Here is a 17,151-nt window from a genome sequence, read left to right as displayed (position 1 = left end):
ACGAAGCGGTCACGCTCCCCGCAGGCTGCGTTGACAACCACTTTTACCCTCTCATGCAACGATAACGTCAGAAACGGCATTTCGCCAGTGCCGACACGGGCTTGTGTGCAGGGTCTCAACCTTATTTGAGGCCGACACGCAAAAGATCATGCAGGTGCAATATCCCCTCGGGCCGCTTGTCGCCGTCGACAATGAAGAGTTGTATGATCTTGGGCTGCCCCGCAGTCATCAGACGCAGGGCGTCGGCGGCGAGCATGCCGGCGCTGCCGGTTCGCGGGTTGCTCGTCATGACATCCGCGGCGCGCTTGTCGACCAGGCTCGCGCCCATGTGACGGCGCAGGTCTCCATCCGTAATGATCCCGGCCAGCCGGCCCTCGCCATCGACAATACCGGCACAACCAAAACTCTTGGTCGTCATTTCGATCAGCACATCGCTCATCGGTGCATCCTCACCGATCAGCGGGACAGCCTCGCCGGCGTGCATGATGTCACCGACGCTGGCCAGGGCGGCACCGAGTGCGCCGCCGGGGTGAAATGTCTTGAAGTCCGACGCCGTGAAACCCCGTGCCTCCAGCAAGGCCACCGCGAGCGCATCGCCCAGCGCCATCATCAGTGTGGTCGATGTGGTCGGTGCCCGCGTCTCGCCACAGGCTTCCGGTGCCGCCGGGATCGCCAACAGGTAATCACCAGCCCGACCGAGTGTGCTGTCAGGCTGCGCCGTCATCGCAATCAGCGGGACCCCGAAACGGCGGCAATAGGCGATCAGGTCACCCAGCTCCTTGGTTTCACCCGATTTTGACAGGGCTAGCACCGCATCGCTGGCACCGATCATGCCGAGATCGCCGTGGCTGGCTTCGGTCGGATGGACGTAATAGGCCGGCGTTCCTGTCGAGGCGAGGGTCGCCGCGATCTTGCGGGCAACATGCCCCGACTTGCCGACCCCGGCACAGATCAACCGCCCCTCGAGTCCGCGCAGGCGCATCACCGTCTCGGCGAAGTTGGTTGAAATCGATTGCTCGAGCGCGACCATGCCTTCGCGTTCTGTAGCAATCACCCGGCGGGCGGATTGCACGGGATCATTGTCGGACATGCCGGTTCCTCGCAGCCAGTCAGGACAGGAATGCCCTTTTCAGGGATGACCCCATACCAGAACCGCGCACGTCCGGGGAAGAGACGCGCGCGGTTGGTGCGGCGAGATGCGATCCGGCTCTAGGGGGACGGAGAAGAGCCTCACATCCGGCCGCCGCTCATCGGGGCGGATAAGTCATGCCTTGGGTGTGGGTTCAGATTTTTCGAACCAGGCCCGCCCCGGAACCTGTAGTCTCTTTATACCACAACTTGATCGGGAAGTGTAAGTGATTTCTGGGCTCTGCGCCTGCGGGCGCGCCTGCCTTGCCCTGCAGGCCGTCACGGGCTATCGCTGCGCGCAACGGGACAATCTCGGGAGTCGACGCATGCCGCAACTTGCCCTCATCCGACACGGCCAGAGCGAATGGAATCTGCAAAATCGCTTTACCGGCTGGGTCGATGTCGACCTCACCGAAGAAGGCGTGGCCCAAGCCCAGCGGGCCGGCCAGCTGCTCGCCGACACCGGCTTCAAGCCACAGCACGCCTTTGTGTCGGTGCTCAAGCGCGCGATCAAGACTCTCAACTTCACCCTCGATGGCCTCGACCGGCTGTGGATCCCCGTCGACAAGTCCTGGCGGCTCAATGAGCGACATTATGGCGGTCTGGCCGGCCTCAACAAGGACGAGACCCGGGCCAAGCATGGCGATGAGCAGGTCAAGATCTGGCGGCGCTCCTTTGACACACCGCCACCGCCAGTGGCCGAAGACCATGCCTTCCATCCGCGCAATGATGATCGCTATGCTGACGTGCCGCGCGAATTCCTGCCGGCCTCGGAATCCCTGAAGTCGACACTGGACCGGGTTGAACCCTATTGGTCGGCCTCCATCCTGCCGCGTCTCAAGGCCGGTGAGACCCTGGTCGTGGCAGCGCACGGCAACAGCCTGCGAGCCCTGGTCAAACTTCTCTTCCACGTCTCCGACCGCGACATCATGGACATTGAGGTTCCGACCGGAAACCCGCTCCTGATCGACCTTGAGGACGACGGCGAAACCATCACGGCGGCGCGCTATCTTGACGCGCAACGCGCCAAACCCTTGCCGCCGCTCCCCGGCGCATGACAGCGCTCGACGACGCGCGATATATGGGCCTTGCGCTGGCATTGGCGCGGGCCCGGCAAGGGCACACCGCGCCCAATCCCGCCGTCGGCTGCGTTCTCGTCAAGAACGGCCGAATTCTCGCGACAGGCGCCACCCAGGATGGCGGTCGCCCGCATGCCGAACGGGTTGCCCTCGATGCGGCCGGCGCCGCGGCACAGGGCGCGACCGCCTACGTCACTTTGGAACCCTGCGCCCATCACGGCCAGACACCGCCCTGCGCCGATGCGCTGATCGCTGCGGCGGTCTCCCGTGTCGTGATCGCCTGTCTCGACCGTTTCCCGCAGGTCGCCGGACGTGGCATCGCCCGCCTTGAAGCGGCGGGCATCGCGGTTGATACCGGGCTTGGCGGTACGGCGGCCGGACAACTCTATGCCGGCTTCTTCTCGCGCGTCGAAACCGGCCGCCCTGAAATTCGCGTCGATGCCCGGCTGCGCGGCTATGACGCCACCCTCACGGCGACCACGCCGCACGAGGCTGAGTCCGAACTCAAGGCGCATGGCGAAGCCGGTCGGAACCGGATCCGGATTGCGCCGGAACACCCGCTGGCCGGACTCGACTGGACGACCGCGCATGACAGATAGGCGACAAACAGCCTGTTAACGGTCATTCTCTATGGTGGTAGTCCGGACACTACACCACAGGATCGCGCCGATGACCGGTCGCAAGATCGAGTTCAAGAAACTCACACAGGATGAGGTCGACGCGATCTGCGAGCGGCATGAACGCCTGTGGTCGGGACGCGCCGGCGGTGCCCGGGCCAGCTTCGCCTACACGATCCTGGAAGACATGGTGCTGGCCAATCGTGATCTGTCGGATGCCGATTTCAGCGGCGCCGTACTGCGCGGCACGGTGTTTTCGGGCGCCACGCTGAACAGTGCCATATTCTTCGCGGCCGACATGCGCCGCGCCAATCTTGAGGGCGCCTCGCTGCGCCGCGCCGACCTTCGCGGTGCCATCATGCGCGGCGCCAACCTGACCGGCGCCGACCTGACCGAAGCCGATCTGCGCGAGGGCGCGATCGCCCAGATGGACAAGGAAAAAGGCCTCGCCATCCTGACCCATCAGTCGCAGGAAAACGATGCTGGCAACGCCAATTTCACGGGCGCCAACCTGTCGCGTTCGAAAATGGCCGGTATCGCGGCCCAAAAAGCCGATTTCACTGACGCCATGCTGCTCGGCACGCGCATGATCCGCGCCAATCTGCGAGGATCCTCCTTCCAGGGTGCAAACCTGGAAGGTGCCGACCTGTCAGGCGCTGACTTGTCTGACACCGATTTCAGCCACGCCGTGCTGATCGGGACCAAGACAGTGATGGCCAAGACCCAGGGAATGAATACGGACGGTGCATTGACCAACAAGCCGGTCGGCATCGATGCCAACGCCCTCGAGCAGCCGGTCGCCGACCAGATCGCCGAACATGTGCGCTGGTGCGATACCAACGGCAAGGAGGGCAAACCATCGCTGTTCGATGGTACCGATCTGCGCGGCCTGACGTCGCTGGCAGGTAAAACCCTCACTGCCTTCCATGCCCGCGGCGCAACGCTTTACGGGCTCGACCTGGAAGGCGCGCAATTGCAGGGCGCCCGACTGGAAAAGGCCGACCTGCGCATGGTGAGCTTGCGCGGCGCCGATTTGCGCGGTGCCGACCTCACTGGCGCCAACCTGTCGAATGCCGATCTGCGCGACTGCCAACTCGGGCCGCTTCTGCTCGACGGCAACCGCCTTCTTCCGGCCTCGCTCGCTGGTGTGCGGGCGCGCTACACAGACCTGCGTGGCGCCGACCTTCGTCAGGCCAAGGCAACCGGTGGTGACTTCTCCTACGCCACCCTCAATGGCGCCAATGTGAAAAAGGCCAGCTTCAACGGCTCCTGCTTCACTGGCGCTCGCATCGACGAGGAATTTGTCGGCAGCGTCGAGTCGGTCGACGGCGCCGTTGATCTCAACGCGGCCTGAGCCGTCCCCGAACAAGACAAAAGAAAAGGCGGCGAGCTGTCGCTCACCGCCTTCAGGGTCAATCGGAGGGGAAATCAGTATCCGTCAGCGACGGGTCAGGCGGCCTTGGTCTTGCCGCCCTCGATCAGCTTGGCACGGGTCTTACCCGCACCGGATTTGATTTCGATCCGTTTCGGTTTGGCGGCTTCGGGAACTTCCCGGACGAGCCGCACCTGCAACAAACCGTTCTGCAGCCCGGCATCGGCCACTTCAACATGGTCGGCCAAGTGGAAACGGCGTTCGAAAGACCGTTCGGCAATGCCGCGATGCAGGAAGCGACGGTCATCGGTTTCGGCTTTCTCACCGATCTTGCCGGACACGGTCAGGACGTTTTCCTGGACTTCCACAACAAGATCATCCTCACCGAAGCCGGCAACGGCCAGTTCGATCAGATACTCATCATCGGCAACGTGCTGGATATTGTAGGGCGGATATCCCTGCGACTCGATCTTGGTCGCGGAATCCATCATATCCGCGAGCCGGTCAAAACCGACGATCGAGCGGTAAAGCGGGGTAAAATCAACAGTACGCATGGCAGTCCATCCTCCTTCAGAGCGATAAACAGGCCCGGAAGTCCGGGCAGTTGGAAAATAGCCAGATCCGACGGATCCTGGCCGCTGTTCCGGGTCCCTGATGGCGACCCGTGCCATCTATTTGGGTAACCCGTTTTTCGGCTTCAACCCCCGAAAACAGAATTTGCGCACGGGCGGCAGCTTGGTTACCAATTGCGCTCTCACCAAGGAGTTCTCCATCATGCGTCATCTCTCTCTCCTCGCTCTGCTTGCCAGCACAGCCGTGCTTGCGGCCTGCAGTGGCGAAACCGGCGATCCTGTCGAACCGGTTGCGCCGGACACTGCGGTCGAAGCCGCAGACGAGACCACGACCGATGTCGCAGAGGTCCCGGCCGGTCCCGACCTGACCGTGCTGGCCGAGGTGATCAACGCGGATTGGCGCGCATCCAGCCAGGACCGGGACAGCTCGCGCCATCCGCAGGAGACACTGGAATTTTTCGAGATCGACCCGAGTGGCACGATCGTCGAGATCTGGCCCGGTGGTGGCTGGTATGCCGACATTCTGGCGCCGTGGATCCACGCCAATGGCGGCCAGTATGTGGCGGCCCATTTCGACGCCGAGTCGGGTAGCGAAAATCGCCGCCGGTCCCGAGCCGCGTTCGAAGCCCACGTCGCGAATGCCGAGATCTATGGCGATGTACAGATTGTCGACTTCAACAGCGACACGGCGCTGGCGCTGGAAGCGGGATCGGTCGATACAATCCTGACCTTCCGCAACATTCACAACTGGATGTCACGCGGCTATGCCGAACGCGCCTTCGCGGATTTCCACACAGCGCTCGCCCCCGGCGGCACGCTCGGCGTTGTCGAACACCGCCTGCCCTCGACCCGCGAGCAGGACCCCGGCGCATCAAGCGGCTATGTCCAGCAGGCCTATGTCATTGCCCTCGCGGAAGAAGCCGGGTTTGAACTTGTCGGCGCCTCGGAGATCAACGCCAATCCTGCAGACACTGCCGACCATCCGATGGGCGTGTGGACGCTGCCGCCGGTGCGCCGCAGCCCGGCAGCCGACAGTGAACAGGCCGCCGATTTCGACCGCGCCGCCTATGACGCGATCGGCGAAAGCGACCGCATGACGCTGTTATTCCGCAAGCCGGCCGCCAGCGAATAATGCGCCTCGGCCTGCTCATGATCGGTCTGGTGACCGGCCTCCTGTTGCCGACGGATGCGTTCGCGCAATCCGTCGAACGGGAGGCCGGCCCCCTGCCCCGTTTCTTTCCCCACCGGGAGACTTATCTCGAGCTGGATGCCGACCGACGCAGCCATTTCCAGCTCGCCTATATCGTATCCTCGCAGGACGGCATCCCGCCGGACGAGATCGAGATGTGGTACGAGCTCGATGGCACGCGCATCTCCTTCCGGATCGACGCGCAGGGCCGTATCCAACACCTGCCAGACCTGGAAACACTTGAGGCTGAACCCGCCGTCTGGATCAATCAGGAAGGCGGCGGCATGTCGCTGTCCATGCAGTTCGAGGCGCGGCTCGGGGACGGACCAGCCTATGCCGCGGATGACCTTGACCTGGCCCTGGGCCAGGCCAATCACGCCGTCCGACAGACCGCAGGCGTCGCCGCCTTGTTCGCACCGAATTTCAAAACCTTGGTCTTCGTCTTCGACGGCCCGGCGCCCCGGGCCCGCGCCATTCACGAAGACGGATCATCGACAGACCTGACAGTGCAGGAAAACCGTGTCCTCGTGCGCCCGCGCGATCGGGGCATGCGCGATCTTGTGCGTATCGAGTTCGGTGAGGCGCCGATCCGGGTCTTGATCGACAGCTAAACAGCAGCATCCGAAAGATGTTCAAGCGCTTGCTCAACCAGCGACCGGCTGGCGGCGGCAACAACCTGTCCGCCGCCCGAGGCATCACCGCCCGACCAGTTGGTGACGACACCGCCAGCGCCGGTCACCACGGGGATCAGCGCTTGCACGTCATAGATCTGCAGGCCGCTCTCGATCACCAGATCGACGCCGCCAGCCGCCAGCATGGCGTAGGCGTAGGCGTCGAAACCGAAGCGGCACAGCCGGGCCCTGTCGAGCACCGCTTCAAAGGCCCGCCGCTCGCCGTCCTCGAACAGATAGGGATCGGTGGTGGCCATGATGGCGGTGTCGAGCCTGTCGCAGTTTGACACTTTCAGGGCACGGCTTGCGCCACCATGGTCCAGCGAAGCGCCGCCGGGCCAGCCGGTGAAACGCTCGCCGATATGCGGCTGGTCAATAACCCCCACCCTTGGCTGGCCGGCCTGTTCCAGGGCGATCAGCACAGTCCAGGTGGGCAGGCCGGCGATGAAGGCGCGGGTGCCGTCGATCGGGTCGAGAACCCAACGGCGGTCGCCCGGGGCATCGGTTATGCCGAACTCCTCGCCCAGAATACCGTCGTCCGGCGCCAAGCGGGCGAGTACATCGCGCATGGCCGCTTCCGAGGCCCGGTCAGCGGCCGTGACCGGGTCGAATCCGCTCGACAACTTGTTGTCGACCGCAAGGGCGGTCCGGAAATAAGGCTTGATGGCGGCGCGTGCCGCGTCCGCCATTTCGTGGGCGATGCCGATATCAGGCTGGAAGGTGCGATCAGACATGCAAAGGCGCCTAGCACGGGCGGCGAGCCGGTGCCAGACGCCATCGCGTCAATATCGGACTGGTCAGGCGGCGTCGTTCGCCGCCTCTTCGGGCTCGAGCGATTTGGCCAGCTCAAGAAGCCGTTTGCGCGGCCGCTCACCGAGCCGGTAATAGGCACGGATCAGGTCGACCGTTTCCTTTTGCGACAGCACGTCGGGCGCCAGCGTATCATCGCCACCCGCCTCGTCGCGCTTGGACAGGCCCTCGTAGAAATACTGCACCGGCACATCCAGCGACTCCGCCAGCTCGAAAAGCCGGCTTGCGCTGACGCGGTTGGCGCCGCACTCATATTTCTGGATCTGCTGGAAGCGGATACCGACCGACTCGGCCAGTTGTTGCTGGGTCAGGCCCAGCAGGCGACGCCGACGGCGCAACCGTTTACCCACATGAAGGTCGATATCATTCGTCATAACTACTCGCCGCCTAATCTTCGCGTCTCAAAATGCGCCGGTATGGGACGCACACCTCACAGGGGAGCAAAGCGCGTGCCGGGCGAAGGCAGCGACCAGTCTTCGCCTGAAATGGGCATGATTATGGCTAGCGGAGCATCGACCAGTCGGTTGCCGTCAACCCCCTGACAAAGCAGCGCATTTTGTTGATCAATTCGGCGTGACACGCGGTCAGGGTGACCCGGTTTTCATCCATGTAGAGGCGGCGATTGATCTCGATCTGGATCACATTCACCGCTTCCATGGGACGGCCATAATGCTCGGTGACATAGCCGCCAGCATAGGGATTGTTCCGAACTGTAACGAATCCCAAGTCGCGGAAAAGCGCCTCGACCCGGTCAATCACGACATCACTGCACGACGTCCCGAACCGGTCTCCGAGCACGATATCGGCGCCGTGTGCGCTGAGCGCCGGCATGGAATGCATGTCGGCGAGCACGACACAGCCAAAACGGCTCCGAAGCGCGGCAATCTCGTTCTGCAAGGCTTGGTGATAAGGGTGGTAGAAGCGGGCCAGCCGGGCCTGGGCCTCGGCAAATCGCAGGCGGCGGCGATAAAGGGTGCGCCCGTCGGCACCGATACGCGGGATCACGCCCAGCCCTGATGCGGCGCGCCGGGATGGCTGCACATCATCCGCCGGGACCCGGTCTGAAAACATGCCGGGATCTATTTCCCCGACCGCACGATTGACATCGACGAAAACGCGCGGAAATTCGGCACAGATCAGTGACGCACCATATTCCGGGGAAAAATCAACAAGTTGGTCGACGTAGGCATCTTCGGACCGACGCAGATGATCCACGGAAAGTCTTGTGGAAGCCCTCAGATCGGCGTCATACTCGCGTCCGGAATGCGGCGAAGCGAGTATGACCGGTCGAGCCAGGTCGAAAGACGGGCGCTCGATCCGCACAACCTTCCCGTCACGCTTCGGTCGAAGTGTTTCGTCCGTGGCGTGCGGAGTGGGAATCGTGGTTGCCATTGACGAAGATTGGTCAGCTGCATCTCGCGGGTCAAGCGCCGCAGCGCGTTCAGCCCGTTTTTACCAGATGGCTGTAGGGTGCGTTCACTTTGAGATTTCGCAAGGGTGGGAACACACATGGCTAAGATACTTCTCGCGGAAGACGACGATTCGATGCGCGACTTCCTCGCCAAGGCGCTCAAACGGGCCGGGCATGAGGTATTGGTCTGCTCGGACGGCGAAGAGGGGCTGGATGCGATCGGCGAGCAGCCGGCCCAGTTCGACCTGTTGCTGACGGATATCGTCATGCCGGGTGTGGATGGTATCGAGCTGGCGCGACGCGCGGCCGAGATCGATCCGGCCCTCAAGATCATGTTCATCACCGGCTTCGCGGCCGTGGCGCTGAACCCGGGGTCCGGCGCCCCGACGAATGCCAAAGTCCTGTCCAAACCGTTCCACCTGCGGGAACTGGTCGACGAAGTGGCCCGCGTCATGGCGGCCTGAGCGGCCACGATACTTGAAAAGAAAAGGCCCGCCGGCGATTGCCGGCGGGCCTTTCACATGGCCGTCAGGGGTGTCCGGTCAGAGACCGCCCGGACCGCAATCATTCTCCAGGAAACCCAGCATCTCGCTGTACAGCGTCATGCGGTGGTCGAATGTCAGCGTGTTGTCGAAGTGGTCTGCCCCCTCCAACACAACAAAGCGGTGCGGTTTGCCGAACCGTTCCAGCTGATCGACGAATTGTTCGGAATGATAGAGCCGAACCCGTTGATCGAGCGCGCCATGGATGACGAGGATCGGAACGTTGACGTCCGCAGCCCGGTCAATCGTGTTCATGCCGGCATATCCCTCTTCCAGAATCGAACGGCCGAAACGGTTCCGGGTGAAGAACGCCCGGAATTCCACCGGATCACCCACGCCCGCGCCGGCAATCGTGCACTGATAGATCTGCGGCGTCCGAATGGATGCGGCAAAGGCTGAATAGCCGCCAAAGCTCCAGCCGAACATCGCGATCCGGTCCGGATCGACCAAGCCCTGGTCGACGAGGTACAGCGCGCCATCATCCATGTCATCCGACATCGCGCCCCCCCATTCGCCGAAAGCCGACAACCAGTGATCATTGCCGTGGCCTGTCGTCCCGCGGAACAGCGGCTCGAGGACCATGTAACCATTGTTCGCCAGAACCTGGCCCCACTCGTCAAAGCCCGTTGTGCGGAAATTGACCCACGGACCGCCATGCGGCAGCACGATCAGGGGGAAGGGACCTTCACCCTGCGGAACGGTCAGATAACCGGGAATCCGGCGACCATCACGCGCGGTGTACTCGATGTACTCAACATGGGCCAAGGCATCCGCAGGAAGGGTCGGGCGTTGGTTCCCGATGACCTGGAGCTGACCATCGGCAAGCAGGTAATACGTGCCGGGATCGTCGCCGCTGACGGTGTGGATCACCATCATCTCGCTTCCGCGCGACCGGCTGGAGATGGTCACTTCCTTGCCCGGGAAGGTCGCCTGCAACTGCTGATACAGCGCCTGCTCCTCAGGATTGATGAACGCCACCTGGCGCTCACCATCGGCATCATAGAAGACAAAACCGATCAGATCGCCAAGCGTGTCCGGATCGGTGCTGAACCAGCCGCTGTCGATATCCTGATGTGGCACGTTGTCCAACATGTCATAGCCAAACACGCGCTCGCCAAAACTTGCCGTCAGGATGTTGAACTCGTAGATGCTCGCCGTGTCCTGACCACGATTGGCCGATACGAACAGCATGTTCGGATTGGACGGATCGAAGTCGATGATCGAGAAGGACGAGTTGCGATCCTCGGTGTCCGTTCTGAAGAACTCCACCCATTCACTGTCTTCGCCTGGCGCGCGGTGCCAATACACCGACTGACGGTTGGCAGGATCGAAGGACTGGGCGATCCGGACATTGCCGTCATTGTCGAGCCGATAACCACCCAACATCGAGACGCCGCGCAAATAGGTCTGCGTCCGCATGGTGTCCACATTCAGGATTTTGAAGTCCGGAACAATTGCGGACATCGAGCGACCGCTATTGCGGATGTCGTCGCTGTTCATGTCCTCATAATTGACATCCGCGCTGTAGATGAGGATTTCGTTCGGGCGATCCGGAAGCGAGCTGTAGAGCTGCACGTCATCAAACAATTCACGGAAGCGACCGCGGCCGTCAGCGCGAACAATCGCCTGCTTGGATTGGAAAACGCCGGCATTCTGACCTTCGATGCGGTTCCGCACTTGCTGGAGGAAACTGACCCGCAAGTGCTCGTTGCTGACCCAGGAAAAGCCGGTGATATCCATGCGCTCGGATCCGAGGCGAACCGGATCGGCTCCGAGATTGTCGGTCTCGCGAATTTCGATGTAGTAGTCGCCGGTCCGATTCTGGGCCACGCGATAGGCGAGATAGCGACCATCGGGCGAGAGCGCGACATTGCTCATGACCGGTCGGGTTGCAAAAGCTTCAAGCGGAAGCGGGTCCTGGGCTTGCACCGTGGCCCCGAAGCTGGCCAGCGCGGCGGTCAGGCCGGCCAGGAAAACCGTGATTACGTAACGCATAGTTACTCCCCGTATGGCTATGCGGTGATTGTGAAGGTGACCCACGGTCGCGTGACGCCACCAGCCTGAGCGCAAACGGCGCCGTGGTTACCCACGGCGCCGTCCACTAAAGCCGGGATCACCTGCGGCAAGCCGCAGGTGATCATTCAAGTGCTTAGAAGCGCTTGGAAATGCCAGCGAAGAAGGTACGGCCGTAAACGTCGTAACCCATACCGATCACCGCGTTGGCGGAGTTCGGAACACCTTCATTGCTGTCAATGATCGGCGGGGATTCAGAGAAGACGTTCCGGATACCACCGGTGATTTCCCACGTGTCCTGCTCCCAGGAGACAGACACGTCGTGGAAGATCTTGGCATCAGCTTCCTCGACATCACGGAAGCCTTCCTCGAAGAAGACAACACCGCTGGCTTCGTCGATGAACTGACCAACGCGAACCGCGTCGATATCATCTTCTTGCCATTCACCGATGTAGCGGGCCGACCAGTTCAGGCCGAAATCACGCCAATCAAGGTTGGCGCTCATATTACCCTGCCACAGCGGATAGCCGTAATTGCCGCGGAAGGATTCGATCGGAGCCGTATCCTGGTCAGCAAAGATATCGCGACGGTTGGACGCGATATAGGTGGCAACGCTGTTGACCGACAGGTCAGCCTGCGAACCGAAGAGCGTGAAGTCGGTATTGAAGCCGACATTCAGGTCAACACCATCGGTTTCAATCCGGCCCACATTCACGAAGCCGGAATTGATCTGGCTGATGAAGTTACGGGACGGATCGGTCGAGGTCGAACGATCGATGAGTTCGCAGAACGGCGAATTCAGGTTGGTCGACTCGACGATACAGGAATTGAGGATGAGACCGACAGTCGGCTCCTCAATGGAGTCCTGGATTTCGATTTTGAAGTAGTTGACCGCAAGACGGAGGTCGAACGAGTCGAACCAAGGCTGCTCAATGATGAAGCCGGCTGACAGCGAGTCAGACGTTTCAGCATTCAGCTCTTCAAAACCACCCGAGACAACGGCGATCGAGGTCGCGCCGCCAAGGCCGAGCGAGTCCACATCCGCACCCTGCAGCAGGCAGTTGTTACGGATACGGGCTTGATCATCGGCATCGGTGTAATTGTCGTAGGTCGACGCGACGCAAGGATCGGAGAACGCGCTGGCGAACGATGTCTGGCCACCGAGGAACTGCTCGCGCAGGTTCGGCGCCCGGAAGGTGGTGCCAACCGTGGTACGCAGCGTCACCCAGTCAACCGGACGATACAGGGCCTGACCACGATACGTCCAAAGCGAACCGTAGTTCTCTTCGTCGGTATAGCGGGCAGCAGCCGTCACAGACAGTTCTTCAGCGAGCGGCATGCCAGCCAGGATCGGGATTTCCGTCTCAACGAAGAATTCCCGGGTGGTGGTGTTGCCGACCGTGTTGCTTTCCGAACGACCCGTGCCGGAAGCAGAGGTGATCAGATAGCTGTTCTCGGTGTAGATTTCGTCCTTGCGGTATTCGAAACCGAACACCACCGGCACGGTACCAGCCGGCAGATAGGCCAGGTCGCCAGAGAAGGCAGCTTGGAACATCGACTGCTGGATGGTCGTCCGCGTCGAAGCGAGGCCACCGGCATATGCCAGGAAGTCTTCCGGCAGCTGACCGTTGATGTAGATGTCCGGATCGGTGATGTCGAGCGGGACACATTCTTCAGCGGTAATGAAGCCGAACAGGTCCGACGGGACCGATTCACAGCTGAACGTGCCATCGCCATTGTCCGTCACATTGTTCAGTGCGGCAGCGACGCGCTCTTCGTTCAACGTTTCCTGGGTGTCGATACCGACATTGCGGTCATAGGAAGCGAAAACGTCATAGGTCCAGTTGTTCAGACCGATGCCGAAGCTTTCACCGCCCAGATCGCCCTGGATGAAGTCCAGGTTGCCACGCAGGCCGCCGAGGCCGCGCGTTGCGGTCACGTCGACATTGATCGGGCCGAGCGTGTTGTCGATGATCGGCGTCCAGACGAGACCACCGAGACCGGCACCTTCAAGAATGCTGCGGAACGGTTCACGGCAGGAACCAGCGTTTGCAAGCACCGGATCCGACTGAAGGAACGGGTTGTCACACTGGACGGCCGGGAAGATCTGGTTACGGCCGGCATAGATTTCCTGGGTACGACCGGAATGCAGGGCTTCAAAGTAGAAGTCCGCATCGCCGAGCATGTCCAGCGAGTATTCGCCATTCGTGAAGAATGAATAGCGCTGCGTGCCCTGGGCAAGGTCGAAGGCGCCCTGGCCTGCATTGTTGTTGTAACGCGGGTCATACAACCAACGCGAACCGAGGTCATCGCCCGGGCCACCCGGCTGCGAGTTGGTCGGATAGACCTGGAAGCCGGAGCCATTGTCGAAATCAAAGGCCAGAATACCGAAGTCGGCGCCAAGACCCGGATCATCAACCGTACCGAAGAACACCTGATAGGGGTCCAGGAACATGTTGCCGAAGGCATTGTTTTCGCAGATTTCGCGGATCGTGCCCGTGTCAGGATTGACTTCGACGTCACGCGTGCAGAGGGCGGTGAACTTGCGCTCGCCGCGACGCACATTGTCGCGATTGTAGTATTCGAAACCGAAGCCGATATAGCCGCTGGAATTGCTGACACCGGTCACGATCGAGATCTGGCGCTCTTCACCGCCACCGTCTTCCGGATGCGAGAAGAAGGTGTCGATTTCGATGCCGTCAAACTCGGTGCGGGTGATCACGTTGATCACGCCGGCAACGGCGTCCGAACCATAAACCGAGGAAGCGCCATCGGTCAGGATGTCATAACGCTCGACAATGCCCGACGGAATGAGGTTCAGGTCGGGACGGGTCGGCGCGCCACGCACACCGGCCGGACCAACACGACGACCGTTGAACAGGATAAGCGTACGCTCGGCGTCAAGACCACGAAGGCTGACCGTCGATGCCCCCGGACCGGAGTCCGTGACCTGGCCGGTGAAGGTGTTGTCGAACTGCGTACCAGCAGCCACCGAGGTGCGCTGGACGATAGAAGCAGCATCGATCAGACCCGCGTCGCGCGCGGTGTCGGCATTGATGACCTGCAGCGGCGACGGGCTGGAGAAAGTGTTACGCGCAATACGCGAACCGGTGACGACAATGCGGTCGTCCGCGCTGTCTTCTTCTTCTTCCTCAACTGCGTCAGGAACCTGCTGGACTTCCTGTGCGTAGGCCGGCGACATCGCCAGACCTGCGACAGCAAAACCAGCAAGCATGGTGGAGCGCAGAAGACGCTCCCGATCCCAAATATTGCTCACGATTGTACCCCTTTGTTACGTGTCACCCGGATCCACTTTGGCGCAGAACTCGGGATGGTTGGGTTAAACCCTACCTGCCGGGACTATGTCGAAGGCCGATGGACGATGAAAGCAAGACTCACCGCGCCGCCGCATTTCCGTCTCAATTGTTGCAAAAAAGTCATAGCCCATTCAGGTGCCGGACATGCCGTGGACAGAAAGCCTGACCCGCACCGTCACGCTTCAGACACCGTCGCCTGCGACCCGTGTGCAACCGGGTGCGACAGACGGCTTGCACTCCGCGGAAGCTGAGGTTAGAACCCCGGCTCTCTTGAGACGGATGGGCGATTAGCTCAGCGGGAGAGCACTTCGTTGACATCGAAGGGGTCACTGGTTCAATCCCAGTATCGCCCACCATCCAAGTCTCAGGCATTCCGGACACCGTGAGAGTGCAGAGGCAAGACACACCGGTCGAGCCCGCCGGACAGGCGTGTCGGCAATCTCGTCACGGCTGCAAAGGCCCACATTCCGCCGCCGGCCAGGCAATGCCGAAGAACTGATCCGGATCGGTCGGAGCCTTCCCCGACGGGCAGAGACGGCCGACGCCATCCGGCGCCGGCCGCTCCTCACCAGGACTCTCGACCGAGTACCGGTGGAGAATGACACGCGGGAATTGGGTGAGGACCCACGCGCCAAACCTGTCGGACTAGCCCTCGACGTCGACGCGGTCCGGCAGACCGGTTTGAACCATCCGGCCGCTGGCGCTCAGGCGCGTCTCACCGAGCAATTGCCCGAGCCGTTCAATCTCCCGTCGGGGATGGCCGATCGGGAAAGGGGGTGGCGGTATGCTGGTGCCATTGGTGGCAAGCGTGGACCTGACATCGGCCCATTTGTCGCCGAACGCGGCAACCGCCCGACCATTATCGACGATCCGCAATCCGTCAGGGTAAAGGGCCAGGTCGCCCGCCCGGCGCTGTCGCGCCAACCGGTTTGATATCCACTGCAACCATCTCATCCCCGCCCCCCGGTCTCGCGCTTGGCTTGGCCGGAGATTCACCATGTCGGGGCAATGCGCGGAATACGGCGATCGTCGTATTTTCGACGCGTTCAACTCATCCCGCCGCGATCGGCAGCACCAGCCTTGCGATGACGCCGCGCCCCGGCCGCGACCGGATACGCAGCGGCGCATCGACCAGTTGCGCCATGCGGAATACGAGGTCGAGGCCATGGCCGGAATTATGGGCGGCCGGCGTCAATCGGTTTGCGAAGAAACCGGCGCTGTCGAGGTCAAGCGCGACATCGGACAGGCCGCGCCCATTGTCGATGACCAGGATCACGACCCGGCCCCGTCGCGGCCGGGCGATCAGTTGGACACGTGTGGCGCCGGCATGATTGATGGCGTTGACGAGAAGGTTCACGAGGATGCGCTCGATCATCGCCGCACTCGTGCTCGCCGTGCACGGGCTGACCCGGGTCGTCAAAGCGATATCGCCGGAGGGAATCATCGCCGCAACGCGATCCCGGATGCCATCGAGCAGGGCGGCGAGTGCCACCTCGTCACGCGTCCGCCAGCCGGGCAGGTTTCGTTCGGCCCGCGACAACTCCAGTACCGAGGTCAGGATATGCGATACATGGCGTGTCAGATCCCGCTGGCGGGCCGCAAGGTCGCGGGCGGCCGGCAGGTCGGCGCGCCCGATCGCCCCGTCCAGGGCGAGCGCATTGGCATCGAGGGCGAACAGGGGCTGGCGCGCATCATGGCCGGTCGTGGTGAGCAGGAGGGAGAGGACCGAATTGACTTCTTCGGCCTTCTCGCGCGCATCGGCATAGACCCGGGTGAGGTGGAAATTCCGGCGACCGGCACCGCCGAGCAGATGCAGGCTGAAATGCAGGATGAGCAGGGTCACCAGCATGCTGGTGCCGCCGATCAGATAGGGGCGCGGATCGTCCGGCCGGAACACGGCAAGGAGCAAAAAATACCAGACCACACAAACGGCGCCGAACAGACGGGCCCGCAGCGCGTTGTGGAAGGTCACGATACCGACCAGGCCAAAAGTCAGCGTGACCCAGAAAGATGTCGCCAGAAAACGGTCGGCGAGGCCCTGCGGTGTGGTTTCCAGACTGAGATAGACCGTCGAGACCACGGCGATCTCAACCAGGTAGAGGATGAGCCAAGCCGTCAGGACATGCCCCTCGGTAGCGTGCGGGCGACGCGGAACCCGCCACAGCCAGTAGGCTGCCGCCACGACGCTGCTGACGACCAGAAGAATACGCAGCGCGATCAACAGGCTCATGCCCGGATGCTCGGCGATGCGTCCCATCTCGTGCGAGATCGACACCAGCCAGATCAACCCGCTCGACACCACGATGAAAGCCGCCAGCTGCAAAGCCTGGGCCCTGACCGAGCGCCGATAGGCGGCTTCAAGGTCGTCATCAGCAAAAGCGCCAGTCAAACCGTCGATCTTCGGATACTCGATCAGACCCATTTACTTCC

General features: G+C 62.0%; 15 protein-coding genes and 1 tRNA gene. 7 read left to right on the top strand and 9 right to left on the bottom strand.

The annotated features are described in order from the left end of the window. Positions 1-121: 121 nt before the first annotated feature. The gene (locus AWH62_RS01255) at positions 122-1,090 is read right to left on the bottom strand and encodes an SIS domain-containing protein (protein WP_075188638.1); all 969 of its coding nucleotides are present in this window, start codon (positions 1,088-1,090) and stop codon (positions 122-124) included. A 364-nt stretch (positions 1,091-1,454) separates the two neighbouring features. Here AWH62_RS01255 and gpmA point away from each other — a divergent pair, with 364 nt between their 5' ends. From gpmA to AWH62_RS01240, 3 genes are all read left to right on the top strand, one after another. Then, entirely contained in the window at positions 1,455-2,186 is a 732-nt protein-coding gene (gene gpmA / locus AWH62_RS01250) for a 2,3-diphosphoglycerate-dependent phosphoglycerate mutase (RefSeq protein ID WP_075188637.1), read from the top strand. Next, positions 2,183-2,806 (top strand): bifunctional diaminohydroxyphosphoribosylaminopyrimidine deaminase/5-amino-6-(5-phosphoribosylamino)uracil reductase RibD, encoded by a 624-nt coding sequence (gene ribD / locus AWH62_RS01245; RefSeq protein ID WP_075188636.1) that lies wholly within the window; start codon positions 2,183-2,185, stop codon positions 2,804-2,806. Before gpmA ends, ribD begins: the two co-directional genes overlap by 4 nt. A 70-nt stretch (positions 2,807-2,876) precedes the next feature. Further along, positions 2,877-4,178, top strand: a complete 1,302-nt coding sequence (locus AWH62_RS01240; RefSeq protein WP_075188635.1) for a pentapeptide repeat-containing protein — start codon at positions 2,877-2,879, stop codon at positions 4,176-4,178. 95 nt (positions 4,179-4,273) lie between these two features. Here AWH62_RS01240 and AWH62_RS01235 read toward each other — a convergent pair whose 3' ends face one another. Beyond that, complete coding sequence (locus tag AWH62_RS01235; RefSeq protein ID WP_075188634.1) at positions 4,274-4,750, bottom strand: Hsp20 family protein; 477 nt, start codon at positions 4,748-4,750, stop codon at positions 4,274-4,276. A gap of 220 nt (positions 4,751-4,970) precedes the next feature. Here AWH62_RS01235 and AWH62_RS01230 point away from each other — a divergent pair, with 220 nt between their 5' ends. After that, positions 4,971-5,900 (top strand): class I SAM-dependent methyltransferase, encoded by a 930-nt coding sequence (locus tag AWH62_RS01230; RefSeq protein WP_075188954.1) that lies wholly within the window; start codon positions 4,971-4,973, stop codon positions 5,898-5,900. Next, positions 5,900-6,568, top strand: coding sequence for a hypothetical protein (locus AWH62_RS01225; RefSeq protein ID WP_075188633.1), 669 nt, complete (start codon positions 5,900-5,902; stop codon positions 6,566-6,568). The genes AWH62_RS01230 and AWH62_RS01225 overlap by 1 nt, the downstream gene beginning before the upstream one ends. On the opposite strand, the gene hisN is transcribed toward AWH62_RS01225, so the two are convergent. The 3 genes from hisN to AWH62_RS01210 form a co-directional block, all read right to left on the bottom strand. Continuing rightward, positions 6,565-7,362: a histidinol-phosphatase gene (gene hisN / locus AWH62_RS01220; protein ID WP_075188632.1), complete on the bottom strand. Its 798-nt coding sequence runs from the start codon at positions 7,360-7,362 to the stop codon at positions 6,565-6,567. The two genes, AWH62_RS01225 and hisN, sit on opposite strands and share 4 nt — an antisense overlap. A 63-nt stretch (positions 7,363-7,425) precedes the next feature. Beyond that, the gene (locus AWH62_RS01215; RefSeq protein WP_075188631.1) at positions 7,426-7,812 is read right to left on the bottom strand and encodes a helix-turn-helix domain-containing protein; all 387 of its coding nucleotides are present in this window, start codon (positions 7,810-7,812) and stop codon (positions 7,426-7,428) included. A 127-nt stretch (positions 7,813-7,939) separates the two neighbouring features. After that, positions 7,940-8,830, bottom strand: coding sequence for an N-formylglutamate amidohydrolase (locus AWH62_RS01210; RefSeq protein ID WP_083634892.1), 891 nt, complete (start codon positions 8,828-8,830; stop codon positions 7,940-7,942). 117 nt (positions 8,831-8,947) lie between these two features. Here AWH62_RS01210 and cpdR point away from each other — a divergent pair, with 117 nt between their 5' ends. Next, a complete protein-coding gene (cpdR, locus tag AWH62_RS01205; protein WP_075188630.1) occupies positions 8,948-9,313 on the top strand; it encodes a cell cycle two-component system response regulator CpdR in 366 nt (121 codons plus the stop codon). Between the two features lie 78 nt (positions 9,314-9,391). Here the strand turns inward: cpdR and AWH62_RS01200 are convergent, their stop codons facing one another. Next, positions 9,392-11,386, bottom strand: coding sequence for a S9 family peptidase (locus tag AWH62_RS01200; protein ID WP_075188629.1), 1,995 nt, complete (start codon positions 11,384-11,386; stop codon positions 9,392-9,394). Between the two features lie 154 nt (positions 11,387-11,540). Beyond that, positions 11,541-14,681: a TonB-dependent receptor domain-containing protein gene (locus tag AWH62_RS01195; protein ID WP_143742852.1), complete on the bottom strand. Its 3,141-nt coding sequence runs from the start codon at positions 14,679-14,681 to the stop codon at positions 11,541-11,543. A 321-nt stretch (positions 14,682-15,002) separates the two neighbouring features. On the opposite strand from AWH62_RS01195, the gene AWH62_RS01190 reads away from it, so the two are divergent. After that, a tRNA-Val gene (locus AWH62_RS01190) sits at positions 15,003-15,077 on the top strand. A 289-nt stretch (positions 15,078-15,366) separates the two neighbouring features. Here AWH62_RS01190 and AWH62_RS01185 read toward each other — a convergent pair. Then, positions 15,367-15,675 carry a hypothetical protein gene (locus AWH62_RS01185; protein ID WP_143742851.1) on the bottom strand — a complete coding sequence of 103 codons (309 nt, stop codon included), beginning with the start codon at positions 15,673-15,675 and terminating at the stop codon, positions 15,367-15,369. 97 nt (positions 15,676-15,772) lie between these two features. Next, entirely contained in the window at positions 15,773-17,143 is a 1,371-nt protein-coding gene (locus AWH62_RS01180) for a HAMP domain-containing sensor histidine kinase (protein WP_075188626.1), read from the bottom strand. Positions 17,144-17,151: the final 8 nt, after the last annotated feature.

The sequence above is a fragment of the Maricaulis sp. W15 genome (assembly GCF_001924955.1).
Lineage (GTDB): Bacteria > Pseudomonadota > Alphaproteobacteria > Caulobacterales > Maricaulaceae > Maricaulis > Maricaulis maris.
The sequence above is the reverse complement of the archived record's forward strand: the minus strand, read 5'-3'. Positions and strand labels throughout refer to the sequence as shown.

Coding starts and splice junctions, on each gene's coding strand:
- AWH62_RS01225 (WP_075188633.1), top strand. CDS start 5,900: ATGCGCCTCGGCCTGCTCATGATCGGTCTGGTGACCGGCCTCCTGTTG.
- AWH62_RS01240 (WP_075188635.1), top strand. CDS start 2,877: ATGACCGGTCGCAAGATCGAGTTCAAGAAACTCACACAGGATGAGGTC.
- cpdR (WP_075188630.1), top strand. CDS start 8,948: ATGGCTAAGATACTTCTCGCGGAAGACGACGATTCGATGCGCGACTTC.
- AWH62_RS01185 (WP_143742851.1), bottom strand. CDS start 15,675: ATGAGATGGTTGCAGTGGATATCAAACCGGTTGGCGCGACAGCGCCGG.
- AWH62_RS01180 (WP_075188626.1), bottom strand. CDS start 17,143: ATGGGTCTGATCGAGTATCCGAAGATCGACGGTTTGACTGGCGCTTTT.
- ribD (WP_075188636.1), top strand. CDS start 2,183: ATGACAGCGCTCGACGACGCGCGATATATGGGCCTTGCGCTGGCATTG.
- AWH62_RS01200 (WP_075188629.1), bottom strand. CDS start 11,386: ATGCGTTACGTAATCACGGTTTTCCTGGCCGGCCTGACCGCCGCGCTG.
- hisN (WP_075188632.1), bottom strand. CDS start 7,362: ATGTCTGATCGCACCTTCCAGCCTGATATCGGCATCGCCCACGAAATG.
- AWH62_RS01235 (WP_075188634.1), bottom strand. CDS start 4,750: ATGCGTACTGTTGATTTTACCCCGCTTTACCGCTCGATCGTCGGTTTT.
- AWH62_RS01215 (WP_075188631.1), bottom strand. CDS start 7,812: ATGACGAATGATATCGACCTTCATGTGGGTAAACGGTTGCGCCGTCGG.
- AWH62_RS01255 (WP_075188638.1), bottom strand. CDS start 1,090: ATGTCCGACAATGATCCCGTGCAATCCGCCCGCCGGGTGATTGCTACA.
- gpmA (WP_075188637.1), top strand. CDS start 1,455: ATGCCGCAACTTGCCCTCATCCGACACGGCCAGAGCGAATGGAATCTG.
- AWH62_RS01230 (WP_075188954.1), top strand. CDS start 4,971: ATGCGTCATCTCTCTCTCCTCGCTCTGCTTGCCAGCACAGCCGTGCTT.
- AWH62_RS01210 (WP_083634892.1), bottom strand. CDS start 8,830: ATGGCAACCACGATTCCCACTCCGCACGCCACGGACGAAACACTTCGA.